This is a genomic window from Bacillus bingmayongensis, assembly GCF_000299035.1.
GTDB classification, from domain to species: domain Bacteria; phylum Bacillota; class Bacilli; order Bacillales; family Bacillaceae_G; genus Bacillus_A; species Bacillus_A bingmayongensis.
In genome coordinates this window covers 30,929-56,688 of sequence record NZ_AKCS01000020.1, presented here as the reverse complement: position 1 = coordinate 56,688, position 25,760 = coordinate 30,929, and the positions used below count along the sequence as shown (strand labels likewise).

Annotated in this window: 27 protein-coding genes and 1 pseudogene; 13 read left to right on the top strand and 15 right to left on the bottom strand. The window is 37.3% G+C overall.

The window, feature by feature from the left end:
• Positions 1–394 precede the first annotated feature (394 nt).
• Positions 395–1,075 (top strand): MgtC/SapB family protein, encoded by a 681-nt coding sequence (locus Y7E_RS0105125; RefSeq protein WP_017150220.1) that lies wholly within the window; start codon positions 395–397, stop codon positions 1,073–1,075.
• A 109-nt stretch (positions 1,076–1,184) separates the two neighbouring features.
• Positions 1,185–2,180 carry an ion channel gene (locus Y7E_RS0105120; RefSeq protein ID WP_017150219.1) on the top strand — a complete coding sequence of 332 codons (996 nt, stop codon included), beginning with the start codon at positions 1,185–1,187 and terminating at the stop codon, positions 2,178–2,180.
• Here Y7E_RS0105120 and Y7E_RS0105115 read toward each other — a convergent pair.
• Together Y7E_RS0105115 and Y7E_RS0105110 are read right to left on the bottom strand one after the other, a co-directional pair.
• Complete coding sequence (locus Y7E_RS0105115) at positions 2,170–2,580, bottom strand: YugN-like family protein (RefSeq protein ID WP_017150218.1); 411 nt, start codon at positions 2,578–2,580, stop codon at positions 2,170–2,172. The genes Y7E_RS0105120 and Y7E_RS0105115 overlap by 11 nt on opposite strands.
• A 175-nt stretch (positions 2,581–2,755) precedes the next feature.
• Positions 2,756–4,108, bottom strand: coding sequence for a glucose-6-phosphate isomerase (locus Y7E_RS0105110; RefSeq protein ID WP_017150217.1), 1,353 nt, complete (start codon positions 4,106–4,108; stop codon positions 2,756–2,758).
• 346 nt (positions 4,109–4,454) lie between these two features.
• On the opposite strand from Y7E_RS0105110, the gene Y7E_RS0105105 reads away from it, so the two are divergent.
• Complete coding sequence (locus Y7E_RS0105105; RefSeq protein WP_017150216.1) at positions 4,455–4,688, top strand: DUF378 domain-containing protein; 234 nt, start codon at positions 4,455–4,457, stop codon at positions 4,686–4,688.
• 116 nt (positions 4,689–4,804) lie between these two features.
• On the opposite strand, the gene yugI is transcribed toward Y7E_RS0105105, so the two are convergent.
• From yugI to Y7E_RS0105090, 3 genes are all read right to left on the bottom strand, one after another.
• Positions 4,805–5,149: a S1 domain-containing post-transcriptional regulator GSP13 gene (yugI, locus tag Y7E_RS0105100; RefSeq protein ID WP_017150215.1), complete on the bottom strand. Its 345-nt coding sequence runs from the start codon at positions 5,147–5,149 to the stop codon at positions 4,805–4,807.
• A gap of 306 nt (positions 5,150–5,455) precedes the next feature.
• Positions 5,456–6,646, bottom strand: a complete 1,191-nt coding sequence (locus tag Y7E_RS0105095) for an aminotransferase (RefSeq protein ID WP_017150214.1) — start codon at positions 6,644–6,646, stop codon at positions 5,456–5,458.
• Positions 6,643–7,140 carry an Lrp/AsnC family transcriptional regulator gene (locus Y7E_RS0105090; RefSeq protein WP_017150213.1) on the bottom strand — a complete coding sequence of 166 codons (498 nt, stop codon included), beginning with the start codon at positions 7,138–7,140 and terminating at the stop codon, positions 6,643–6,645. The genes Y7E_RS0105095 and Y7E_RS0105090 overlap by 4 nt, the downstream gene beginning before the upstream one ends.
• 265 nt (positions 7,141–7,405) lie before the next feature.
• Between Y7E_RS0105090 and Y7E_RS0105085 the strand changes: the two genes are divergently transcribed.
• Positions 7,406–8,368: a 2-hydroxyacid dehydrogenase gene (locus Y7E_RS0105085; RefSeq protein WP_017150212.1), complete on the top strand. Its 963-nt coding sequence runs from the start codon at positions 7,406–7,408 to the stop codon at positions 8,366–8,368.
• 218 nt (positions 8,369–8,586) lie between these two features.
• Positions 8,587–9,426 carry an alpha/beta fold hydrolase gene (locus Y7E_RS0105080; RefSeq protein WP_017150211.1) on the top strand — a complete coding sequence of 280 codons (840 nt, stop codon included), beginning with the start codon at positions 8,587–8,589 and terminating at the stop codon, positions 9,424–9,426.
• A 64-nt stretch (positions 9,427–9,490) separates the two neighbouring features.
• On the opposite strand, the gene Y7E_RS0105075 is transcribed toward Y7E_RS0105080, so the two are convergent.
• Complete coding sequence (locus Y7E_RS0105075; RefSeq protein WP_017150210.1) at positions 9,491–9,742, bottom strand: DUF1871 family protein; 252 nt, start codon at positions 9,740–9,742, stop codon at positions 9,491–9,493.
• 160 nt (positions 9,743–9,902) lie between these two features.
• Here Y7E_RS0105075 and Y7E_RS0105070 point away from each other — a divergent pair, with 160 nt between their 5' ends.
• Entirely contained in the window at positions 9,903–11,054 is a 1,152-nt protein-coding gene (locus Y7E_RS0105070; protein ID WP_017150209.1) for a MalY/PatB family protein, read from the top strand.
• Positions 11,055–11,087: 33 nt separating this feature from the next.
• Here Y7E_RS0105070 and Y7E_RS0105065 read toward each other — a convergent pair whose 3' ends face one another.
• From Y7E_RS0105065 to Y7E_RS0105050, 3 genes and pseudogenes are all read right to left on the bottom strand, one after another.
• A complete protein-coding gene (locus Y7E_RS0105065) occupies positions 11,088–11,630 on the bottom strand; it encodes a superoxide dismutase family protein (RefSeq protein ID WP_017150208.1) in 543 nt (180 codons plus the stop codon).
• A 69-nt stretch (positions 11,631–11,699) separates the two neighbouring features.
• Positions 11,700–11,876: a hypothetical protein gene (locus Y7E_RS33535; protein WP_017150207.1), complete on the bottom strand. Its 177-nt coding sequence runs from the start codon at positions 11,874–11,876 to the stop codon at positions 11,700–11,702.
• 22 nt (positions 11,877–11,898) lie between these two features.
• Positions 11,899–12,428 (bottom strand): annotated as a pseudogene (locus Y7E_RS0105050) (DJ-1/PfpI family protein).
• Positions 12,429–12,581: 153 nt separating this feature from the next.
• Here Y7E_RS0105050 and kapB point away from each other — a divergent pair.
• Entirely contained in the window at positions 12,582–12,965 is a 384-nt protein-coding gene (gene kapB / locus Y7E_RS0105045; RefSeq protein ID WP_017150204.1) for a kinase-associated lipoprotein KapB, read from the top strand.
• Between the two features lie 39 nt (positions 12,966–13,004).
• Here the strand turns inward: kapB and kapD are convergent, their stop codons facing one another.
• Entirely contained in the window at positions 13,005–13,628 is a 624-nt protein-coding gene (gene kapD / locus Y7E_RS0105040; RefSeq protein WP_017150203.1) for a 3'-5' exonuclease KapD, read from the bottom strand.
• A gap of 196 nt (positions 13,629–13,824) precedes the next feature.
• On the opposite strand from kapD, the gene Y7E_RS0105035 reads away from it, so the two are divergent.
• Positions 13,825–15,222 (top strand): ArsB/NhaD family transporter, encoded by a 1,398-nt coding sequence (locus Y7E_RS0105035; protein WP_081584549.1) that lies wholly within the window; start codon positions 13,825–13,827, stop codon positions 15,220–15,222.
• Positions 15,223–15,470: 248 nt separating this feature from the next.
• Here Y7E_RS0105035 and Y7E_RS0105030 read toward each other — a convergent pair whose 3' ends face one another.
• Entirely contained in the window at positions 15,471–15,932 is a 462-nt protein-coding gene (locus Y7E_RS0105030; protein ID WP_017150201.1) for a hypothetical protein, read from the bottom strand.
• 97 nt (positions 15,933–16,029) lie between these two features.
• Between Y7E_RS0105030 and Y7E_RS0105025 the strand changes: the two genes are divergently transcribed.
• Positions 16,030–16,722 carry a DNA alkylation repair protein gene (locus Y7E_RS0105025; protein ID WP_017150200.1) on the top strand — a complete coding sequence of 231 codons (693 nt, stop codon included), beginning with the start codon at positions 16,030–16,032 and terminating at the stop codon, positions 16,720–16,722.
• Between the two features lie 574 nt (positions 16,723–17,296).
• The gene (locus Y7E_RS0105020) at positions 17,297–18,673 is read left to right on the top strand and encodes a glycine--tRNA ligase (RefSeq protein ID WP_017150199.1); all 1,377 of its coding nucleotides are present in this window, start codon (positions 17,297–17,299) and stop codon (positions 18,671–18,673) included.
• A gap of 92 nt (positions 18,674–18,765) precedes the next feature.
• Here Y7E_RS0105020 and Y7E_RS0105015 read toward each other — a convergent pair whose 3' ends face one another.
• Positions 18,766–19,149, bottom strand: a complete 384-nt coding sequence (locus Y7E_RS0105015; protein ID WP_017150198.1) for a hotdog fold thioesterase — start codon at positions 19,147–19,149, stop codon at positions 18,766–18,768.
• 93 nt (positions 19,150–19,242) lie between these two features.
• On the opposite strand from Y7E_RS0105015, the gene Y7E_RS0105010 reads away from it, so the two are divergent.
• Both Y7E_RS0105010 and Y7E_RS0105005 read left to right on the top strand, forming a co-directional pair.
• The gene (locus Y7E_RS0105010; protein ID WP_017150197.1) at positions 19,243–19,986 is read left to right on the top strand and encodes a DUF3298 and DUF4163 domain-containing protein; all 744 of its coding nucleotides are present in this window, start codon (positions 19,243–19,245) and stop codon (positions 19,984–19,986) included.
• A 50-nt stretch (positions 19,987–20,036) separates the two neighbouring features.
• Positions 20,037–20,627: a biotin transporter BioY gene (locus Y7E_RS0105005; protein WP_017150196.1), complete on the top strand. Its 591-nt coding sequence runs from the start codon at positions 20,037–20,039 to the stop codon at positions 20,625–20,627.
• Between the two features lie 46 nt (positions 20,628–20,673).
• On the opposite strand, the gene galU is transcribed toward Y7E_RS0105005, so the two are convergent.
• On the bottom strand, positions 20,674–21,561 hold the full coding sequence (gene galU / locus Y7E_RS0105000; RefSeq protein WP_017150195.1) for a UTP--glucose-1-phosphate uridylyltransferase GalU: 888 nt from the start codon (positions 21,559–21,561) through the stop codon (positions 20,674–20,676).
• 182 nt (positions 21,562–21,743) lie between these two features.
• The gene (locus Y7E_RS0104995; RefSeq protein ID WP_017150194.1) at positions 21,744–23,468 is read right to left on the bottom strand and encodes a phospho-sugar mutase; all 1,725 of its coding nucleotides are present in this window, start codon (positions 23,466–23,468) and stop codon (positions 21,744–21,746) included.
• Positions 23,469–23,611: 143 nt separating this feature from the next.
• Between Y7E_RS0104995 and cdaS the strand changes: the two genes are divergently transcribed.
• Positions 23,612–24,217 (top strand): sporulation-specific diadenylate cyclase CdaS, encoded by a 606-nt coding sequence (gene cdaS / locus Y7E_RS0104990; RefSeq protein WP_017150193.1) that lies wholly within the window; start codon positions 23,612–23,614, stop codon positions 24,215–24,217.
• Positions 24,218–24,255: 38 nt separating this feature from the next.
• Here cdaS and Y7E_RS0104985 read toward each other — a convergent pair whose 3' ends face one another.
• Entirely contained in the window at positions 24,256–25,740 is a 1,485-nt protein-coding gene (locus Y7E_RS0104985; RefSeq protein WP_017150192.1) for a leucyl aminopeptidase, read from the bottom strand.
• Positions 25,741–25,760 lie beyond the last annotated feature (20 nt).

Below are 25,760 nucleotides of genomic sequence, written 5' to 3'. Positions count from 1 at the left end.
TCAGTTTTCAAAGAACTCGTTTGCCGCTCATTTGCGACTTCCTTATGTTAACATCTTCATTTTTCGATGTCAACTAAGTTTTTTAATTTCTTTTTTCGCTTTCTGCTGTTTCGCATCAGCGACGGTTATTAATATAGCATGTAGAAAAATGAAATGCAACACCCTTTTAAAACTTTTTTATAAAAATAGCCAAGTTTCTTTATTAACCTCATATACTTAAATAAAATAGCCATTTTCACCTCTATCCAATTCCTACATATATTCCAAAAGCTAATACCTCATTTGGCAGGAAATCATAACCCCGTTGTTAAAAACCTTAAGTTACGAATGAATATTTTACTCATTTATTATCACTACATTCCATTGAACAAACTTATCAAGGAGGAATATACATATGGACTATACCGATTTACTAATCAAGCTAGGTCTCTCTGCTATTTTAGGATTCGCTATCGGTTTAGAACGTGAGTTAAAGAGAAAACCACTCGGTTTAAAAACTTGCTTAGTCATTTCCATTATTAGTTGCCTCCTTACCATTGTTTCTATTAAAGCAGCTTATACTTTACCTCATACAGACCATATCAACATGGATCCACTTCGCCTTGCAGCTCAAATTGTTTCAGGAATCGGTTTTTTAGGTGCTGGCGTTATTTTACGAAGAGGTAATGACAGCATTGCAGGACTAACTACCGCTGCTATGATTTGGGGTGCTTCTGGTATCGGAATTGCTGTTGGGGCTGGTTTTTATCTTGAAGCAATTTTCGGCATGTGTTTTCTTATGATTAGCGTTGAGCTTATTCCATTAACGATGAAGTTTTTAGGTCCTAGGTCATTCAGACAACGAGATATTGCCGTCAAACTAGTCGTACGCAATATGGATAACATCCCCATCGTTATTGAAGAGATAAAAGAAATGGACATAAAAGTAAAGAACATGAAACTGAAAACACTAGAAAATGGCTCCCACTTTCTACATCTTAAATTATCTGTTGATCAAAAAAAGCATACAGCTGATGTTTATTATGCCTTGCAGCATTTCGAAAGCGTTCAGCAAACAGAAGTTGAAAGTATGTAGCACTTTCTATATAACGTTAAACGACTCTCTAAATAGATATAGAGAGTTTTTCTTTTTTTCATAATGGTAACAATGGATATAGCTATACAACATAAGGAGGAATAAAATTTTGAAATCACGAGCTAACCTAGTGGATGTATTTCGTAACTCCATTATTTTTCGTTTAGTCAGCTTCATCATCATACTTATCGCTACCTTTGGTTTCCTCATATATAAATTAGAACCAAAATACTTCTCTACATGGTTTGACGGTATATGGTGGGCAATTGTCACCACATTTACTATCGGTTACGGCGATTACGTCCCCCACACACCTGTAGGGAAACTCGTCGGCATGCTCCTTATTTTATTAGGAACAGGTTTTTGCTCTTATTATATGGTGCTATTTGCTACTGAAATGATCAGTAAACAATATATGAAAATTAAAGGGGAAGAAGCTGCTTCTTGTCATGGTCATATGATTATCGTTGGCTGGAATGAACGCGCCAAACATGTAGTAAGTCAAATGCATATTTTACAACCAAACCTTGATATCGTGCTCATCGATGAAACACTTTCCCTGCTTCCGAGACCATTTCATCACTTAGCGTTTATTAAAGGGTGTCCACATCACGATCAAACTTTATTAAAAGCGAATATTAAAACTGCCCACACCATTTTAATAACGGCAGATAAAGAAAAAAACGAAAGCTTGGCTGATACACAATCTATTTTAAATATTTTAACTGCGAAAGGATTAAATCCGACTATCCATTGTATTGCCGAACTCCTTACTTCCGATCAAGTTCAAAACGCAACTAGAGCTGGCGCAACAGAGATTATTGAAGGAAATAAATTAACAAGCTATGTCTTTACTGCCTCTCTTTTATTCCCTTCCATTTCAGGTGTGTTATTTACGCTTTATAATGAAATCTCAGAAAGCAAATTACAACTAATGACTGTTTCTTCATCATATATCGGAAAAACTTTTGAAGCTTGCAGTAACCTGCTTTTAAAACAAGATACTTTGCTATTAGGTATACAGCGCGATGAACAGTACCACATCAATCCCGTTCATTCTTTTATTATTATTGAAAGCGACATATTTATCGTAATTAAGCATTGATTAGATGCTGTTCCAGCTCTTGTACTAATACCTTTCCAATATCAATATATTTTCGTTTTATATTACCATCTGCATCTTTCGGTTCTGCAAATTGATCTAATCCACTTGCCCCAGCTGCTAGCGTATTTACTTGATCATCAAGTTCGTCTTGATATACATGCGAAAGAAGATACGGTGTTTCAAGACGAACCATTACATCTGGTACATCAAGCTCTCCTTCCACTGCTGTAAATGGCACTCGTAAAAACTGATAACCATCTTCCTCATCTATTTTATAATCGAAGCATCCTTTGTCATAATCCCAATTACCGCCAATACTATAGCCGAGTGGTTTTAATGTTTCTTCTAATTTAAAAAGCGCATATGTATGCCCTTCTAAATTTGATTGAATTGGAATCAAGCTATTCATCCTTCCTAGATTTTTTTCTTAGCATGTCCGATTCCTATTCGTTCTAATATCAATATATCGGCGATTCGACATAACTCATCGACCATTAAGCAATATTCGAGAGGCCTCGTCTCGATTTTGCCAATAAAAAAAGCTGTCGGGATAATCCCGACAGCTTCCGCTTTTCTTATTTCAAACGTTCTTCTAATTCTGCTTTTAGTTCTTCGAATCCTGGTTTTCCAAGTAGAGCGAACATATTTTTCTTGTATGCTTCTACACCTGGTTGGTCAAATGGATTTACGCCTAGTAAGTAGCCGCTCATCGCACATGCTTTTTCGAAGAAGTATACAAGGTAACCGAATGTGTACTCGTTTAATTCTGGAATGTTTACGATTAAGTTTGGTACTCCGCCATCACTATGTGCAAGTAATGTACCTTCGTATGCTTTTGTGTTAACGAAGTCTACGGTTTCACCAGCAAGATAGTTTAAACCATCTAAATCGTTCTCATCTAATTCGATTTTTAGTTCATGTGTAGATTTTCCTACTTTAAGAACTGTTTCAAATAAGTCACGACGTCCTTCTTGAATGTATTGACCTAATGAATGTAAATCAGTAGAGAAGTTTGCTGAAGATGGGAAAATACCTTTTTGATCTTTTCCTTCGCTTTCGCCAAATAGTTGTTTCCACCACTCAGCAAAGTATTGAAGCGCTGGCTCATAGTTAACAAGCATTTCAATTGTTTTCCCTTTATTGTATAGAGCATTACGCACAACTGCATATTGGTAAGCAGGGTTTTCTTCTAGCTCAGATTTTGCAAAGTCGTCACGTCCGGCAGCTGCCCCTTGCATCATCTCTTCAATATTTAAACCGCTCACTGCAATTGGTAATAGACCAACTGGTGTTAATACAGAGAAGCGACCGCCAACATCATCTGGAATTACGAATGTTTCGTATCCTTCTTCGTCAGCTAATGTTTTTAAAGCACCACGCGCTTTATCAGTTGTTGCATAAATACGTTTACGTGCTTCTTCTTTTCCATATTTCTCTTCTAATAATTTACGGAACAGGCGGAATGCAATTGCAGGTTCTGTTGTTGTACCTGATTTGGAAATAACGTTAATGGAGAAATCTTTACCTTCTAATACATCCATTAAATCTTTCATGTAAGTGGAGCTAATGTTTTGTCCAACAAATAGCACTTGTGGAGTTTTGCGTTGTTCTTTAGAAAGCGTGTTGTAGAAAGAATGATTTAACATTTCAATTGCTGCACGTGCTCCTAAGTAAGAACCACCAATACCTACAACAAGTAAAATGTCAGAGTCATTTTTAATTTTCTCTGCACTCTTTTGAATGCGAGCAAATTCTTCTTTGTCATATTGAAGCGGAAGCTCTACCCACCCAAGGAAATCGTTCCCAGCTCCAGTTTTTTCATGGATTGCATGATGTGATACTTTTACTGCATCACGTAAATAAGTTAGTTCGTGTTCACTGATGAACGATAACGCTTTAGAATAATCGAACGTTACATGTGTGCTCATCTTTTTCCCTCCAATTATGTATATGTATTTCTGTATTCACTTTAGCGAAACTGAAGGTGTAAATCAAGCAATTGGAAAATTGTAAACGTAACCAATATATATTTTTTTTAAAAAGTTCATTTTTTGCATAAAAATTCGCATTTTTCGGTATAGATGTATATACATCCTATAATAGATATTTTTTGTGTATAAAAACTACAAAAGACAACCATTCTATAAAGGAGTTAAGTTGTATAAAGCGTACTTCCATTTCGGATTTCGCTTTATATCCACTAAGGTGGATTCTTACTACTCACGTACACTAAAAGCTTGCTTATGCTTCAAATTTAAGGAGGACTTATTCGAGATGAGTACTTTACAACGTATTGCATTAGTATTCACTGTAATCGGTGCCGTCAACTGGGGGCTGATTGGATTCTTTCAATTTGATTTAGTAGCAGCTATCTTCGGTGGACAAGGTTCAGCACTTGCACGAATCATCTACGGTATTGTTGGTATTTCCGGGCTTATTAACCTTGGTTTATTATTTAAGCCATCTGAAAATCTTGGAACACACCCGGAAACACGCGAAGTTCGATAATAGACAAGTATAATTCGCGTTTTTCATCCGACATACGAATATGATTGCATGCAATCATATTTGCTAATATATATCATAACAAAGTAAAAGAGGATCGCTGGTTTAGCGATCCTCTTTTACTTTGTTAACTGTGATTCTTCAATCCACTCTGTTAACTTTTCGCGAAGCGTATTGAACCCTTTATCAGACGGCTTGGGTACCATGATTCTTCCTTGCTTACGCTTTGCTGCTTTTAACGATAAACTCATTTTTCTGTGTTCTTCATCAATTGAAAGTACCTTTACTTCTACCATATCTCCGACCTTTAAAAATTCATGAATATCTTTTACATATCCATTTGTAATTTCAGATATATGCACAAGTCCTTGCGTTTCTTGATCCAATGCTACAAATGCACCGTAATCTTGAATTCCAGTTACTTTCCCTTTTACAATCACTCCTGTTGTGTATTGTTCTGACATATGAAACACTCCCATACGTTTACCAGTTTCCCTGCTATTTACAGGTTGCAGTAAAAGTACTCACCTCAACATGTAAACGAATGTCGCTACGCAAAGTGAGTAACTGCTTATAAATACCCGATTGGTGAAGGCTCATTCTAAGCAGAAAGAAATATACCACTTGAGAAAAACTTCACTCTATATTAGTAAATTATACCACCAGCTCCCGTTTCATTCAAAATCCATGAAAAAGTTTCCTTTAGTAAGTATAATTTTCAAATATTGGGATAGAATACTAACACATGGCTTTCTAGTATTCCCCCCCTTTTATGGACAAAACGTATTCTGTTTTGTCCTTTTTTTATTCTCTATAAATCGTTTCATCCGCTTCATCGCTTCCATCAATTGTTCAAGCGAAGTTGCATATGAACAACGAATAAACCCTTCACCGCTCTCACCAAATACACTTCCAGGTACAACTGCTACTTTTTCTTCTAACAATAATTGTTCTGCAAATTCTGCTGAGGATAATCCTGTTGAAGAAATGGAAGGAAACACATAAAAAGCTCCGCCTGGCACATGACATGTTAAGCCCATTTCATTAAACGATGTCGTCATAAAATTACGACGCTTTTTATAACTGTCTCTCATTCGAATGACTTCATCATTCCCAAAGCGAAGCGCTTCCAATGCTGCAAACTGTGACATCGTTGGTGCGCACATCATTGAATATTGATGAATTTTCAGCATCAATTCTGAGAAATGTACAGGAGCCGCAATCATTCCGAGGCGCCATCCAGTCATCGCGAATCCTTTTGAAAATCCTGAAATTAAAATCGTATGATCGCGCATATTTTTAATGCTCGCAAAACTCGTATAAGCTTCGTCATATACAAGCTCTGCATAAATTTCATCAGATAATACAATGAGATTATACTTTTCAACGATTTTTGCTATCTCTTCCAATTCAGACTTGTTTAAAAGTGCTCCGGTTGGATTATTTGGAGAGCAAAGTAAAATTGCTTTTGTTTTTGTTGTAATGGCTGCTTCAATTTGCTCCGGTTGTACTTTAAATGCCGATTCTAAAGAAGTTGCTACTGGAACTGGCACTCCGCCAGCTAATGTAACAAGTGGCGCATATGATACAAAGCTCGGTTCAATAATGATCACTTCGTCACCAGGATTTATAATAGCGCGCATCGCAACATCTAATGCTTGGCTCGCCCCAACTGTAACAATAATTTCTTCATTTGCATCATATGAAACATGAAATTGCTTTTGAAGATACTTTGCTATTTCTTGACGTAACTCCAATAATCCTGCATTCGCAGTATATGCTGTATATCCTTCTTCTAACGAACGAATACATGCCTGCCTTACATTCCATGGTGTAACAAAATCCGGCTCTCCCACTCCAAGTGAAATAACACCTTTCATACCTGCCGCTAAGTCAAAAAACTTACGGATGCCGGATGGTTGTAAAGATTCTGCTGCTCTTGATAGTTCAAACTGCTTCATGGTGCCACCACAATTCGTTTATCATCATCAGTTTTGTCATAAATAAGTCCCTCATGTTTATATTTTTTCAAAATAAAATGTGTTGTTGTTGACACAACCGATTCAATTGTTGCTAACTTTTCAGAAACAAAGCTTGCCACTTCACTCATACTTTTTCCTTCTAACGTAATAGAAAGATCGTATGTCCCTGACATTAAATAAACAGATTTCACTTCTGAATAACGGTAAATTTGCTCTGCAACAGAATCAAAGCCAACGCCATGCTTCGGCGTAACCTTCACATCAATCATAGCTGTTAAACCGCTATGTTCTTTTACTTTTGTCCAATCTATATGTGTAACATAATCAACAATGATTTTTTCTCTTTCTAATTTCTCAACCATTTCTTTTACTGCTTCTACTTCTATATTTAACATTTTCGCTAAAGTTTCTACGGATAAACGACTACTTTTTTCAAGACAAGCTAATAATTCTAATTCTTTTTCAGTCACCATATTCTTCATCCTTCCTTTTCTTTGTTTCTAAATTATACAGACACCCTTTTATGTTTGAAAAGAAGATTTTTTTAGAGAATTATGTAAAAATAAAGTGAAACTTTAATCAGTGGAGGTCTTCTTCATCTCCGCTGATTATTAGCCCTCACCAATCGGGCTTTTACAGGCAGTTGATCCTCACCTATCTTCTTCGCTTCTCTCTAACTATTTAGGTGAGGGTTTTACTGCCCGCTAAAGTGGGGTAAAAAAGAAAGGGGTTGAAACCGTGAAACCAAAAGTATATATTGCTGAACGCGTTCCCAAATTTGTAGAAACATATATCTCTGAGCATTGTGAATATGAAAAATGGGATAGCAGTGAAAAGATACCTCGTGAAGTTCTATTAGAAAAAGTAAAAGATAAACATGGTTTGCTTAACTTTGGTTCCAAAATTGACGAAGAGTTGTTACAAGCAGCTCCTCACTTAAAAGTTGTCAGCAACATTTCTGTTGGTTATGATAATTTTGATTTAGAAGCGATGCGGGACAAAAATGTGATTGGAACAAATACTCCATATGTATTAGATGATACCGTTGCTGATCTTGTTTTCGCCCTGATGCTATCAGCTGGACGCCGGGTATGCGAACTTGATTCTTATGTAAAACAAGGGAATTGGAATGCTGAAATTAAAAAAGAGCACTTCGGGCTGGATGTACATCATAGTACAATTGGAATTATTGGAATGGGCCGAATTGGAGAGGCTGTTGCCAAGCGAGCAAAATTCGGATTCGATATGAATGTTCTGTACTATAATCGTCGCCGTAAAGAAGAAGCTGAACAAAAATTCGAAGCGACGTACTGTGATTTAAACACACTACTAGCGCAATCGGATTTCATCGTTCTTCTGACTCCTTTAACAGAAGAAACATACCATCTCATCGGAGAGAAGGAATTTTCATTAATGAAAGAAACAGCGATTTTCATTAACGCTTCTCGCGGGAAAACAGTCGATGAACCTGCATTAATTAATGCGCTGAAACAAAAGAAAATCTTTGCAGCAGGCATCGATACATTTACACAGGAACCGGTCGAAAAAGATAATCCGTTATTATCCTTAACCAATGTTGTTACTTTGCCACACATTGGTTCTGCGACATTAAAGACAAGACACGAAATGGCGATGACAGCTGCGAAAAATCTAGTGGCTGGATTACAAGGGAATACGCCGCCTAATATTGTGTGTGGATAAAGTGAAACTTTAATTAGCCCGCACCAATCGGGCTTTTACGGGCAGTTAACTTCTTTGCTTTCGCTGAATTTTGAGGCGGAAGTATTACTGCCCGCAAATAGCGGGATAAAACTAAAAAATACCAAAGGCAAGATGGATCTCCATCTTGCCTTTTTTTGTTAACATAAATCTTTTTCTATTAGGAGATGATATGAAAAAAATCAATGGAGTGAAAAAAAATGAAACATGAGATAGCGCATCCTTACTTCACTTTTTCCACTCGCGGCACTACTGTTCATTACGAGTTATATGAGCACCAGAGTAAAGAGGAAAGACCAACTTTTGTACTCGTTCACGGTTTTCTATCATCCTCATTTAGTTACCGGCGACTCATCCCACTGCTTGCAAAAGAAGGAACTGTTGTCGCACTTGATTTACCACCGTTTGGAAAAAGTGATAAGTCAAATCAATTTACATATTCCTATCATAATTTAGCAACTGTAATTATCGATTTAATGGAACATTTAGCATTGCAAAATATTGTGCTAGTCGGTCATTCAATGGGCGGACAAATCTCACTCTATGTCAATCGCATACGTCCTGATTTAATTGCAAAAACAATCTTACTATGTAGCTCAAGCTACTTAACAAGGGCTAAATTCCCGCTCATCTACTCTTCCTATTTACCGTTCTTTCATTTATACGTAAAAAACTGGATTATAAGAAGAGGCATTGTTCATAATTTAATGAATGTCGTTCATGACCACTCTTTAATTGATGATGAAATGATGGAAGGCTACGCTGCTCCCTTTTACGATAACCGCATTTTCCCTGCTTTAACGCGAATGATCAGAGACCGCGAAGGAGATTTATCGTCAGCTGAATTACGAAAAATTGAAACGCCAACTTTACTCATTTGGGGTGAAAAAGACCGCATTGTTCCTGTTCATGTTGGGCACCGGTTACACGAAGACTTGCCAAACTCTAAATTTATTTCATATGAAAATACAGGACACTTACTACCAGAGGAAAAACCAGAGCATGTATATGAAGAAATCATGGCATTTTCAGCACAGTAGTATCCATATATCGGCGACACGAACTTCCTATCAAAAAACAAAGGCTGTCGGAACACCCGACAGCCTACAATGAACAACTTCCGCCTTCTTTTAATACGAGTAATTCCGCTGCTAGCTTCTCGCATTTTTCAATAGCTGGTACTTCTTCAAACGACATGAAATAAATATGCTGGATTTTTTTTGCAATATATTTCGGATCGTCAAACGCGCTTACCACGTACACAACATCGCTTGCTTCTGTTTCATAAAATTCCGGTCCCATTTGAAAAGGATCCCAATTCTTCACCAACTCTACCATCTTTTCATATGCACCCATCTACTTCCCGCCTTTTCCACTTTTTATCATTGAGAATGAAGAAATTTCACAACGATAAAAGTTTCACTTTAATTCTTTTCTTTATCGTATCATATCAGCTATTCTAGAAGAAGTGAGAGCACTTTCACAAAATAATTCATCAAAAGAGAGGAGAACATATATGCAGCAATTTCACAAAACTGTAAACCGCCGAGGAACCCATAGTGTGAAGTGGGATACATATCCAAACAAGGAGCTTCTTCATGCATGGATTGCAGATATGGATTTTGAGGTCCCAGAACCAATTCAGACTGCACTAAAAAAACGACTTGAGCATCCTATCTTCGGGTATACAATACCGCCAGAAGAAATCACGGATACGATTTGCCAGTGGACGAGAAGCCAATACAATTGGGAGATCAAAAAAGAGTGGATTGTATTTAGTGCGGGCATCGTTCCTGCTCTCAGCACTAGTGTGCAGGCTTTAACGAATGAAAATGATACTGTACTGGTGCAACCACCTATTTATCCTCCATTCTTTGATATGGTCATAAAAAATCAGCGCCGTCTGTGTGAAAACCCATTACATTTGCAAAATGGTTTTTACACAATGAACTTTGAACATTTAGAAACACAGTTTAAACAAGGTGTAAAACTCATGCTTCTTTGCAGTCCACACAATCCTGTTGGCCGCGTTTGGACAAAAGAGGAGCTCACAAAACTTGGAACACTATGTGAAGAGTACAATGTAACCATCGTCTCAGATGAAATTCATGCAGACATGATTTTCTCAGGTCATACACATACACCATTTGCTTCATTGTCCGAACAATTAGCAATGCGCACCATCACTTGCATGGCGCCAAGTAAAACATTTAACATTGCAGGCTTACAAGCATCTATTATTATTATTCCTGACAAAAAACTTCGCCACGCCTTTACATCCGTACAACAACGCCAAGGATTCCACGGATTGAATATATTTGCTTATACCGCAATGCAAAGTGCCTATACAGAATGTAACGAATGGTTAACAGAAATCCGTTTATATATGGAAGAAAATGCTCGATTTGCTCGTGAATTTATTGAAACGCATATTCCTGCACTTTCTGTCATTCAATCAGAAGGTACTTTTTTACTATGGGTTGACTGTTCTCGCCTTGGACTGTCTCAAAAAGAACGCACAAAACAACTTGAAGACAAGGGAAAAATTATCGTTGAACCAGGTGAAAAATACGGAACAGGCGGAGAGCAGCATATTCGTATTAACATCGGTTGTCCAAGAAAACAACTTGAAGAAATACTGAACAGACTTAAGTATACATTTTCATAGTCAACTAAAAAGCTACCCTTTCGAAGGTAGCTTCTATTTTTTATTATTAGCTGATGCCTTTTTTACAATGACACCACAAGCTATTCGATTCCCTGAATTTCCAGCAGGCTGTGTCATACCATCATCAGGCTTTTCCGTAATAATAATAGATGCACCATCTTTTCGATGAATCGTCGTTTTTCCTTCTTCAAGTGTTATTTGGGGTGCCTCGATATCTGCCTTAATCTTCCCTGTATCATCAGCAATTACATTTGGCAAATCACCGTTCTCTGCTCCCTTTGGATTCATAAGTCCATGTTTCTTTTCCTTATCTAGATTAAAGTGATTACCAGCTGATATGAAACGAGGTGCTTTACACTCTCCAATTTCATGAATGTGCAATCCATGAGCTCCCGGTTTGAATCCTTCTGCATTAATGGATATTTTCACACCACTTGTTTGCTGAGTGACCTTTGCTGTTCCAACTTTATCACCAGAAGCATTATATAATTTCACATCAATTTCTTTTGGATTTCCTTTATCACAGCCTGCCATAAGAATCAGCAAACAACACCCGAATAAAAGCTGCTTTTTCATCACAATTCCCTCCAAAATACATTCTGCCCTTAGATTGTCCGAGCATAGAGGGAAACATACAAAAACGAATTAGTGTTTCTTTTCCGCTAACAACTTTTGTTCCACTTTCTGCAAACGTTCTGCCTCTTTCTTTGATACGCGAATAAACATGCGCCACGTTGCAATTGCACCGATTATAAATAAAACACAAACAATCCCTGGAATAATATATTCTGTTTTATCTTCTGGAAAATATAAAGGCATCATAAAGATCACTCCTTTGTTTTTTCTACAGTTTTGGTATCTGTAATGTTTCTCCTACTGGTTTTACACTTTCCAATACTTTATGAACCATATCTTCTCCGGCAGCAGTCGATACGTTACCAACATTCACGAAACTCTCTTCTACAACTGAACACCATATTTCGATAACTGCCTCGCAACTGTAAGATAAGTAGTCGCTCTTTTTCCAGTTAATAATCCCAGTATCCCAAGTATTAAAGCACCCGAACACATGGAACCGATCAGTTGTTTTTCAAGATTTTGTTTAAGCTGATTTAAATAATCCGGGTCATGAATAAGAAGCCGTACTCCTGGGCCACTAGCAAATATAACTGCATCCGCATCTTTCATATCCTCAATTGTCCCTGACATAGGAATAGTAAGCCTTGCCACCGATGTATGTACTGCTTTCGTTCCTACAATCTTAACTTCCCAATCCTTTATTTTTCCAACCAACCTTACTCTATTTAGTAAATCCCACGGCAAAAATACATCTATATCTGTGAATTCATCGAAGCAAATGATGCATACCTTCATCCTTTCAACTCATCAGAATTTTCTGTTATATCATTTTAAAGTATAACATTTCTCTCATCACAGGCGCACTTAACTTTTCAAAATCATTATCCAACAAATGATTTCTTTGACTCTATTCCCCACTTTCCTTACTATAAAATTGAGGTGAAAAATATGAGCGAAACATTCCAAATTGGTGATATTGTTACTGGTATCTATAAAACAGGAAAGTATATCGGTGAAATTACAAACAGCCGTCCTGGGAGCTATGTTGTCAAAGTATTAGCTGTTTTAAAGCATCCTACGCAAGGTGATTTACATAATGTTAAGCAAGCGGATGTTCCATTTTTCCATGAAAGACGTGCTTTAGCTTTTCGCGAACAAACAAATATTCCGCAAACAATGGTTAAAAAATATGAAGGTGACATACCGGATTATAAAGAATCTCTGCAAATCGCATTAGAAGCACAAATGAATGCCTTCTCAGAAGATGATTCTCCGTTTGCGAGGCGTAGTTTGCAAACGCTACAGCAATTAAAACAAGATTACAAGCTGTAAAAACAAAACGACCAAATTACATAGTTTGTAATTTGGTCGCTATTGTGTACTCACTTTCTTTAACACTTTCGAAAAGTCTATGAGCTCACCTAAAGTCGGCGGAGATGGCTTTACTAAATATTCTTTGTCCTTTTCGACCAGCTTAAAAATATTATATGTCGTCATCGCATCATCAAGCGCACAATGATGCTTCCCCGTTCCTACTTTCCCGTAGGCTTCAATCGCTTTCCATAATCCAGTTTGATTCCGTTCGCCAAAGAAACGTTTATACTCGAGTGATAAATCTCGGCATTGTCCCGAAAAAGGAAATGCTACACCTACAGCCTCACAATTACGCTTTAATACTTTCATATCCATATTGCCCCACGTTACAATCGTTGTTTGACAACGTTTTTCATATTGGACAAGTTTCTCAACAAGTTCCAAAAAAGAAATCCCTCCATCTACTGCTTCCTGTTTAATACCTAAAAATTTTTTGCACCGCTCTGTTAAGCATGAAAAAGTTTCCGGCCTTACATAAGATGAATACGTATCTTCCACTACACAATCAATAACTGATACAAGTCCTACCTCAATAATCTCTGGGAAAAAACCATTTGGTTTTTTCCTATTTTGAGGCATCGTGAACTCGAAATCTAAAAATAAAAATTGTTTTTCATCCATACGATCCCTTCCTTATCATTTCGTCTACTTTGTCCTCCTACACGAACAGGCTCGAATGCTAATCATTCAGATTGGATGTATCTTATGTATATGTCAAATAACCGCAAATATTTTCAAAAAGGAGAAAAATTCATTTCCACAGAAAATATGACAAAACAAATCCTTTCATTTACACCCGACATTTTTCTACTTTATAATGGCTTTAAGTGTGTTTCTTCCAGAAATTTATGACACACTAAGAAAAGTTATTCGAAAGGAGATGGAATTTTTGCACGAAACAACGCAAGAAATTGCAAACTGGCAATATTACTTTGCAATCGCAGTCTTTCTAATTACATATGCCATTATCATTTCAGAAAAAATTAACCGTGCTGTTATCGCACTTCTTGGTGCAGCACTTATGGTAATAGTAGGTGTTGTTGATTTACACAATGCTTTTACAAAACATATTGAGTGGGGAACCATCACGCTACTCATCGGTATGATGATTTTAGTAAACATTACAAGTAAGTCAGGCGTGTTCCAATATGTTGCGATTAAAGCAGCTAAACAAGCACAAGGAAATCCAATTAAGATTTTAATTTCTCTTTCCTTGCTTACCGGGCTAGGTTCTGCATTTCTAGATAACGTAACAACTGTACTTCTTGTTGTTCCTGTTACTTTATCTATTACGCGCATTTTACAAGTAAATCCTGTTCCATATTTACTTTCTGAGATTATTTTCTCGAATATTGGGGGAACTGCAACATTAATTGGTGACCCACCAAACATCATGATTGGTTCTGCGAACAAGCATTTAGATTTTAATGCTTTCTTATTCAACTTAGCTCCAATCGTAATTATCATTATCGCTGTAACAGCAACAATGATTTACTTTATGTACCGCAAGCAGCTCATCGCTGATCCTGTACAAGTTAAAAAATTAATGAGCTTAGATGAAAAGCAATACATTAAAGACCCTGTATTAATGAAAAAATCTTTAACAGTACTTGGCCTTACAATTCTTGGATTCATGACTCATTCTATTTTCCACATTGATGCAGCGGTAATTGCATTAACAGGTGCTACTGTACTTATGCTAATTGGTGTAAAAGAACATGAAATTGAAGAAGTATTTGCTCACGTAGAGTGGATTACAATTTTCTTCTTTGCTGGTCTATTCGTACTCGTTGGTGGACTTATCGATATCGGACTTATTAAAATGCTAGCTCAAAAAGTAATTAATTTAACAGGCGGAGATATTTCTTACGCATCTATCCTTATTTTATGGGTATCTGGTATTGCATCAGCAACAATTGATAACATTCCATTCGTTGCAACAATGATTCCACTTATTAACGATATGGCAGTCGGTCTTGGTCTATCACCTTCTGATGCACAAATCGATGTACTATGGTGGTCATTGGCACTCGGAGCTTGTCTAGGTGGAAACGGAACATTAATCGGTGCTTCTGCTAACGTAATCGTAGCAGGAATCGCAAGCCGTGAAGGACATAAATTTAGCTACATGGACTTCTTAAAAGTCGGTTTCCCAATTATGATCGTTTCATTAATTATTTCTCACATTTATATTTATCTACGTTACTTAATATAGTTATAAAAGCGGCAGTGGCTCGCTTAGAATGTGAGGGGGATGGAGCTTCTGACATAGAGGCGCCCTTTGCCTCGGCGGAAGAAGCGAAGCCACCGAATATTCTAGCCACTGGAGTTAGATTCCATAAAAAGCGGCAGTGGCTCACTTAAAAGTCACTATAAAAAAAGCTATCGCCATACGCGATAGCCTTTTTTATATAATAATATCGACCGATCGACAATATGCAACATAATTATATACAATAAATTCTAATATTTCGTTGGTTCATTTCGAATTAAAAACAGGTGAATCGGAAGAAAAATGGAACATGTTATCACATGAATAATCGTAAATAATACTGAATTCGTACCATACCGGTCCAAAATGGCATATACCAAATAAATTGACAGAACAAGCGAGACTCCTGTTGCTAGCACACTTATAATTGGAACAAAATTCAAAATAAAACATAGAACATATATCCCAAATACTTTCCACCCTGCCTCTTCTTTCAAAAAGCCAGGCAACTTCTCCCTTGCCAAATCCCCCCACACTTTACTATTTAAAAACGGAATAAAAGCAAGAACACCATCATTAGCACCATCATTTTTCGCCATCGTATAAAGTGCAAATGCCGTTAATACATACGCAAGGATACCCCAAATTACGATAATTAAAATAAAAGTAAAACTTAGCGCTAAAAAACCAGCAAATATACCTTGATCTTCCATTGCTCCCTCTCCTTTCTACTCTCATCATATTTTTATATCCATTTCGTATTACTTCTTTATATAATATGAACAAGAAGCCTGAAAGGAGAACGATTTTATGCACCTATTTGTCAAAGCCTTACAGCAACAGTTTATCGCACATCAAAACCTTGAAAAAGCCGAACCAATGGCTCGTTATATGAAAAATCACTTTCCCTTTCTCGGTATTCAAACACCGGAAAGAAGAAAGCTATTACGTGAAGTAATACAAGTACATAAAATTCCAGACAAAGAGGATTTTCAAATCGTCATCCGTGAACTCTGGTCTTTACCTGAACGTGAATTTCAAGCCGCCGCTCTTGATTTATTACAGAAATATAAAAAACATCTCAATAAAACCCACATCCCTTTCTTAGAAGAGCTCATTACAACAAAGTCATGGTGGGATTCCGTTGATGGTATCGTCCCTACATTCCTAGGGGACATCTTCTTGAAACATCCAGAGGCCATTCCTACCTATATTCCGAAATGGATTGCTTCAGAAAATATATGGTTACAGCGTTCCGCAATTTTATTTCAGCTGAAATATAAAAAACAAATGGATGAAAAACTTCTCTTCTCAATCATTGGACAACTCAAATCTTCAAAAGAATTTTTTATCCAAAAAGCAATTGGCTGGGTACTTCGTGAATATGCAAAAACAAGCCCAAATGTCGTATGGGAATACGTTCAAAACAACGAACTCGCTCCCTTAAGTAAACGAGAAGCAATTAAGCATATTCGTGCAACAATGAGCGTCTCCTCAGAATAGAGAGTAGTAAAATAGGCGAAACTCTATCATATATACATTTTGATTTTCCAACATACAACTCGCGGCTATGAAGAAAAAAGGGCCCTGCACTTATTTTCTCTCTTTGTTTTCACATGGCATGGGGCGAAAGAAGGATCCGACCGCTTCTATCCACGGCCGGATCCTCTCTCCCACCCCAAAAAGAAAGGTTTTCTATCAGTTTTTCTATTTGTATGTATGCAGATACAAGCGTTCCTCTATTGTGATTTAAAAAGGAACGTGATAGAATATGGTCATTATTATTAAATATAGTAGCGATGACGGACTTATAAGTACTTGCACAAAAAGCGATTCAGGGACAGTGAAAGCCTGAAAAAGCGAGGAAACGGCAGTCTCGAGCAATACGTGATAAAGTGGATGCGTGTTTACACACTCATCAACTAGGGTGGAACCGCGGGTATATACAAGCTCGTCCCTAGGCATAAATGCCTAGAGACGAGCTTTTTTGTATTTGGCTCGCTCAAGAAAATTGCCGCTTCACAAGTACACCCTGTCGTCGCCAATACGTTAACTTTTAAAAGGAGGATTTTTTATTATGTATTCAATGGAACAAGTTGTAAACTTAGCGAAGCATCGTGGTTTCGTTTTCCCTGGTTCTGAAATTTATGGTGGTCTTGCAAACACTTGGGACTACGGTCCACTTGGTATCGAGTTAAAAAATAACGTTAAAAAAGCTTGGTGGAAAAAATTCATTCAAGAATCTCCATACAACGTTGGTTTAGACGCGGCGATTTTAATGAACCCTAAAACTTGGGTAGCTTCTGGCCATGTTGGTAACTTTAACGATCCAATGATCGACTGTAAAAAATGTAAAGCGCGCCACCGTGCTGATAAATTAATCGAAGACGCATTAGATGCAAAAGGTATCGAAATGATCGTTGACGGTCTTACTTTCGATCAAATGGCTGACTTGATGAAAGAACACGAAGTAAAATGCCCAGACTGCGGTAGCGAAGACTTCACTGAAATCCGTCAGTTCAACTTAATGTTTAAAACATTCCAAGGTGTTACTGAATCTAGCACAAACGAAATCTTCCTTCGTCCTGAAACAGCACAAGGTATTTTCGTAAACTTCAAAAACGTGCAACGCTCTATGCGTAAGAAACTTCCATTTGGTATTGGCCAAATCGGTAAAAGTTTCCGTAACGAGATTACTCCTGGTAACTTCACATTCCGTACACGTGAATTCGAACAAATGGAACTTGAATTCTTCTGTAAGCCTGGTGAAGAACTAGAGTGGTTCACATTCTGGCGTAACACTTGTAAAAACTGGTTACTATCACTTGGTATGCACGAAGAAAGCATGCGCCTTCGTGACCACGGTGAAGAAGAATTATCTCACTACAGTAACGCAACTACTGATATTGAATTTAAATTCCCATTTGGCTGGGGCGAACTTTGGGGCGTTGCGTCTCGTACAGACTTCGACTTAAAACGTCATATGGAACATTCTAACGAAGACTTTAACTATATCGATCCACAAACGAACGAACGTTACGTACCATACTGCATCGAGCCATCTCTTGGCGCAGACCGCGTAACATTAGCATTCTTATGTGATGCATACGAAGAGGAGCAATTAGAAAACGATTCTCGTACAGTTCTTCGTTTCCACCCTGCTTTAGCACCGTACAAAGCAGCTATCTTACCACTATCTAAAAAGCTATCTGAAGGCGCTGTGGAAGTGTTCGCAGAACTAGCAAAAGACTTCGTGGTAGACTTTGATGAAACTGGTTCTATCGGTAAACGTTACCGTCGTCAAGACGAAATCGGTACACCATTCTGTATCACATATGACTTCGACTCTGTTGAAGACAAAGCTGTTACAGTACGTGACCGTGACACAATGGAACAAGTTCGTATGCCAATTAGTGAGCTAAAAGGCTTCTTAGAGAAGAAAATTCAGTTCTAATTATGAAAAGGCTGCCTCTGGGCAGCCTTTTCTTATGTCGCATATTGTCGGGCGGTCGATATATTCGAAAAATCGCTGATATATTGACGATCCTATTTTTCACGTTTCTCTTTAATTGCTACTGTACATCTTGAAATGCACAATAAATCATCATTTTCATCAATGATGCGTATATCCCAAACCATTGTTGTTTGTCCTTTATGGATTGGTGTGCCGATTGCTATTACAATTCCATCACGTTTCGAACGGATATGGTTCGCATTAATTTCAAGTCCAAAACAAATACACTTTTCCTGATCAATTAAATTATAGGAACCTACGCTCGCTACTGTTTCTGCTAATGCAACTGATGCCCCGCCATGTAAAAAACCAAACGGTTGGTGTGTACGTCCATCTACTGGCATAGTTGCTACCACTTTCTCTTCTGTCATTTCTAACAGCTCAATCCCAAGTGCATCCATTAATGTTTTTGGCATGTTACTTCCCCCTTTTCCTCATTTGAAAATGTATAATTTTCCCTATTTATTTTCAAACTATCCATAGCACTTATCTAAGGAGGTTCCATCTACATGAAAAATAAATTTTGTACTCTATTACTCTTAGTCTCCTTGCTCATTATTGTACCAAATTGTACGAATGCAGCCCACCCTTCTAACCTAACAATCGATATTAAGACTGTTACGCAAAAAGGTAAGAAACCTTATTTAGAATATCAAATTAGCAGGCCTTACTTTAGCAACTTTTACGATCCAGAATTTCAAAAGAAGTTGAATACATACTATAAAACAACTACAGATCGTTTTAAAACAACATTAGCGAAAGAAGCAAAAAAATACTATAAAGAAGCTCAGGAATCAGGCGCTCCTTTTCATCCGTATATTGCAAATGTCGATTATAAAGTCACATTACAACAGTCTCCCTTGCTTAGCTTATATGTAAATTATTATCAATATACGGGCGGAGCGCACGGCATATATACATGGAAAGCAAATACATTTGATCTAAAACAAAAGAAAGTACTACGTTTAGCTGATTTATTTCAAAAAGACAGCAACTATAAAGATATCATTCGTACAGAAATCGTTAGACAAATTAAACAAAATGAAAGTATTTACTTTCCAGATGCAGCTGAAAAAGTGATGAGCACAAAGAAATTCAACTACTTTTTAGAACCAGATAACCTTGTCGTCTATTTCTCTTTATATGAGATTGCTCCTTACTCAAGTGGCATTCCGCAATTTCGGATTCCATACACATTACTTAGAGATTCACTAAAGCCTAACTATCAAAACATTTTAATTGACAACAGATAAATGAATTCGCTACGATAATGTTAACCATTTGACAAATGGAGGTTAACATTATGAAACAATTACGCGCTTTAGATTTAGCATTAGCTGCCATGTTCGTTGCACTCATGGCGATTGGTGCAAATATCGTATCTTGGGCACCTTTTTTACAAGTAGCTGGTATCCCACTTTCTATGCAACCATTTTTCGCTATTTTAGCAGGCCTTCTTCTCGGAAGTAGACTTGGTGCCTTATCTATGACTGTTTATATGCTTGTTGGTATTGCAGGAGCACCGATTTTCGCCAATTTCAAAGCTGGGTTTGGTGCACTGTTAGACCCTACCGGTGGTTTTATTATCGCATTTATTATTGTTGCTTACGTATCAGGAAAACTAGTAGAACAAAGAGAAAAACCACAGTTCGGTACATTTGCAATTGCATCTTTTACCGGAATTATTTTAACGTATATCATTGGTACTACTTATATGTATGCAGCTGTAAACTTCTGGATGAGCGGAAATATGAGCTACAAAGCAGCTTGGGCAATTATGATGTGGTTCGCTGTTAAAGATATTATCTTTACAATTATCGGCGCTGTCATTGCACCTCGCATATATTATGCAGTTCGTCGTTCTGCTTATCAACATTCTCATTCAACACTATAACAATGAAAAAAGAGTTACTCCATACGTTGAGTAACTCTTTTTTATCTTAAGATTCTTGTTTCATTTGCTCTTCTAAAATTTTCTTCATCATAACAAGCATGTCATCTCTTAATTCTTCATGCTGAAGTGCCATTTCAATTGTCGTTTGAACAAAGCCTAATTTCTCCCCAACATCGTAGCGCTTTCCTTCAAAATCATAAGCAAATACACGTTGAATTTCATTTAAACTTTGAATCGCATCTGTTAATTGAATTTCGCCACCTGCACCAACATTTTGATTTTCTAAGAACATAAAGATCTCAGGTGTTAAGATGTAACGTCCCATAATTGCTAAGTTTGAAGGTGCTGTACCTTGTACTGGCTTCTCAACAAACTTTCGAACTTGATAACGACGACCTTCTTGTTCTAATGGATCAATGATTCCATAGCGATGTGTTTCTGCTTCTGGAACAGTTTGCACACCGATAACAGATGAAAGTGTTTTATCATATTCGTCAATTAATTGACGTAAACATGGTTTTTCAGCTTGAACAATATCATCACCTAATAAAACAGCGAATGGTTCATCACCAATGAATTTACGCGCACACCAAACTGCATGACCTAATCCTTTTGGTTCTTTTTGACGGATATAATGAATATCAACCATTTTAGAAGAAGCCTGTACTTTTTCAAGTAACTCATATTTTTTCTTCTCTAATAAATTTTGTTCTAACTCGAACGCATTATCAAAATGATCTTCAATAGAGCGTTTTCCTTTACCAGTAACAATAATAATATCTTCAATTCCAGATGCCACTGCTTCTTCTACAATATATTGAATCGTTGGCTTATCTACAATCGGAAGCATTTCTTTTGGCATTGCTTTTGTCGCTGGTAAAAAACGCGTTCCTAATCCCGCAGCAGGGATAATCGCTTTTCTCACTTTTTTCATAACAAATACCCTCTTTTCTAATCATCAAATATCTTTTTTTATTGTATGGTGTAATTCTATATCTTCTATACAGTGAAATGTTCTTTCACCCTTAGCAAGCGAATTTTTCCCACATGCAAGAAAAGAGGAGGCCGTTCTACGTTCTCCTCTTCCTTCATTAATGGAAGTAACACTCTATCTTATTATAAACGATTCATGATATCTTCTTTAATAGCAAGTAACTTTTGTTCACTATTTTGTAAGGAATCATCTTTCACACCAAAATAAAACTTGATTTTCGGCTCTGTTCCAGATGGACGTAAGCAGAACCAAGAACCATCTGCTAATTGATATTTTAACACATTTGATTTCGGTAAGTGAATCTCTTCCTTACTTCCATCTTCTAGAGATGTAATGATGCTTGCTTTATAATCCTCTACTGAAGTCACTGTTAAATCAGCTACTTCTTTTGGTGGATTTTCACGGAACGATGCCATCATCTCTTGAATTTTCTCTGCGCCATCTTTTCCTTTTAGCGTTAATGATACAAGGTCTTCACGGAAGAATCCGTATTTCGCAAACACTTCTAATAAACCATCATATAATGTTTTGCCTTGTGACTTATAGTATGCTGCAACTTCACATGCAAACAGTACAGATTGTACTGCATCTTTATCGCGGCAGAATGGACGAATTAAATAACCATAGCTTTCTTCATAGCCAAATTGGAAGTCATATTGTCCACTTTCTTCATACTGCTTAATCTTTTCACCGATAAATTTAAATCCAGTTAATGTATCTACTGTATCTAAACCATATGCTTTTGCAATTGTACGACCGATTTCAGAAGTTACGATTGTCTTTAATACAACACCATTTTCTGGAAGTGTACCATTTTGTTTCTTTTGTGATAATAAATAGTCAAGCATTAACGCACCTGTTTGGTTCCCTGTTAACACTTGGTACTCACCAGCGTGATTACGAACAGCTACGCCAAGACGGTCTGCATCTGGATCTGTTGCGATTAACACGTCTGCGCCTACTTTTTCACCGTCACGAATCGCAAGTTCAAACGCCGCATGCTCTTCTGGATTTGGTGATTTTACTGTGGAAAAGTTTGGATCTGGTAACTCTTGTTCTTTTACAACTGTTACATCTTTAAATCCAACTGCCTCTAAACCGCGATGCACAGGAATATTGGATGTTCCATGTAATGGTGTAAAGACAATTTTTAAGTTCTTTCCAACTTCTTGTACCATTTCTTTATTGATGATGACTGTTTTTAACTCTGCTAAGTATGCATCATCTACTTCTTGTCCAATCATATGTAATAAGCCGTCCGCTTTCAACTGTTCCACATCAGCAACTTCTACTGTTAATTCATCTTCTACTTCGTTTACGTAGCTAATTAACTCGTCGGCTTCTTTTGGAGGCAGTTGTCCACCATCTTCTCCATACACTTTATACCCGTTATATTCAGGTGGGTTATGACTTGCCGTAAGAACGATTCCACTTACTGTATGTAAATAACGAACTGCGAAAGAGAGTACCGGTGTTGGGCGTAAGCTTTCAAATACATATGTTGTAATACCATGTGCACCAAGTGTTGCCGCTACTTCCATTGCAAATTCAGGTGATTTATGACGAGAATCATACGCTACAACAACGCCGCGCTTCTTCGCTTCTTCACCTAATTTTTCAATAAAGTGTGCCAATCCTTTTGTTGCCTTTCGAACTGTATATACGTTCAAACGGTTCGTACCAGCACCAAGCTCTCCACGCATACCACCTGTACCGAATTCTAAGTTTTTATAGAAGCTATCTTCTATTTTCTTTTCATCTTGCTGCATATTTTCTAGCTGTTCTTTTAGTTCTGCATCTAAGTTTGCATATGAAAGCCAGCGACTATATTCTTTTTTCCAATCCATTATCTTATCTCCTCTCGCGTGTCATAACCTCATTATATGAAAAAAACGGTAAGTATCTCAATACATTTTGCAATCTAGCAGGATTTTACTGTTAGAATTTGTATACACTAACGCTATATACTTTTAACAAAAAGGTGAGAAAAATGGAAGAATGGGGATTATCAGAAGAGTTAAAAATAAAAACGAAACAAATGATTGAAGTTGTAGAGACCGAATTACGGGACATGAAGCAAACCGTTGAACAAGACGGTGAGTGCATTTTATGTAAAATGGAAGAAATTCATCATCTACTAAGCAATGTTCAAACACTAGCAGCTTCTTATTATTTAAAGGCCTATTTATCACCCTTCACATCAGGCTATGCTTCCATTACAACAGCAATTCAACATTTAGGCGATAGGAAACATGGTGCGTTAATTGTTGTAGAAAGAAATAATCCACTTGATTCCCTGATTCAAACCGGAACAAGACTTGAAGCGTATTTAACCGTTCCACTACTGGAATCCATCTTTTATCCAGGAAATCCGCTTCATGATGGAGCTATTCTCATTAAAAATAATCATATTGTTTCAGCAGCAAACATCCTCCCACTAACAAAGAATACAGAAATTGATTCAAGGTTTGGAACACGTCACCGAGCTGCAATTGGTTTATCAGAAAAAAGTGATGCACTCATATTAGTTGTCTCTGAAGAAACGGGTCGCACATCCTTTGCTTTAAACGGAACCTTATATACCATTTCTTTATAAAAAAGGCAGCGTAATTCGCTGCCTTTTCTACACCTATTTTATTCTTCTCCAAAGCGTTCAACAAGTGTCGCAAGCGTACGAACCATTGCACCCGTTGCTCCAGCTGGACCTAAATCATGCGCACTCGTTGTATCAGATGTCCCTGCAATATCTAAATGTACCCATGGTGTTTCTTCTGCAAACTCGCCAAGGAATGTTCCGGCCATTACCGCATGACCTTCGCGGCCTGGTGAGTTATTTAAATCAGCAAATTTACTGTTGCGAACGCGTTCTTTATCACGCTCAAAAATCGGTAATTGCCAAATTGGTTCATCTGTTTCCATTGATGCTTCTAACACTTGTTCATATAGTACTTCATTATTTGTCATTGCACCTGTTGTATGATTTCCAAGCGCAACGATAACACCACCTGTTAATGTTGCAATATCAACAAGATAGTTTGCACCAAGTTTCTTCGCATACGTAATACCATCAGCTAATGCAAGGCGGCCTTCTGCATCTGTATTTAATACTTCAATTGTTTTACCGCTCATAGATGTAATTACATCATCTGGTTTAAATGCTGTACCGCTCACGACATTATCTGTTGATGGGATAACAGCGACTACGTTTTGCTCTGGGCGAAGTTCACCGATAATTTCCATTGCGCCAAGAACTGCTGCAGCACCGCCCATATCACCTTTCATTCCTACCATGCCTTCGCGTGGTTTTAAAGAATAACCGCCTGTATCATATGTGATCCCTTTTCCAACGAATCCGATAACATCCGTCCATTCTTCTTTTCCTTTATAAATAAGAACAATCATTTTTGGTGGCTCTGTCGAACCTTGGTTTACGGCAAGTAATGCCCCCATACCAAGCTCTTCCATTTCTTCTTTCTCAAGCACCTTATAATCCATGTCATATTTCTCAGCTAATTCAACAGCATACTCTGCAAGTTTTGTTGCTGTTAATACGTTCGGCGGCATATTTACAAGTGTACGAGCTGAGTTTGTAGCACGTCCATGCACATATCCTACTGTTAATGCAGCTTCGATTTCTTTTGCATCCTCTGCTGTAATAACCACAAAATTTTCTAGCTCTACACTTTCTTTTTTGTCCGTTTTATATGTTTGTAAATCATATGTACTTTGGCAAGATACTTCATTGGCAATATGTGCAACATCAATTGCGTCTAACTTATCTGTTACGAATGAATCAAGTAAAATCGCAGCTTCTTTCACTTTATTAGCTTTTAATGTTTTAAATGCTTTACTAAGTGAAGCACGTAACGTTTCTGTTGAGTATGATTCTTTTTTGCCAAGACCGACAAAATAATAACGTTTTACATTTGTTTTTCCTAAGCTATGTACTTTGGAAATGGCTTTTTTCTTTGCAGAAAGCTCTTTTTCTTCTAATAAAACTTGTAATTGTCCTTCAAATGCTTTATCTAATTCCTGTACAAAACTACTCGCTTTTTCTTCTTCAAATAAAGCAACGATGACTGCTTCATGGCTTGCTAATTCTTTTTGTACTTGAAACATGTTCACACCCCCTAGATTTC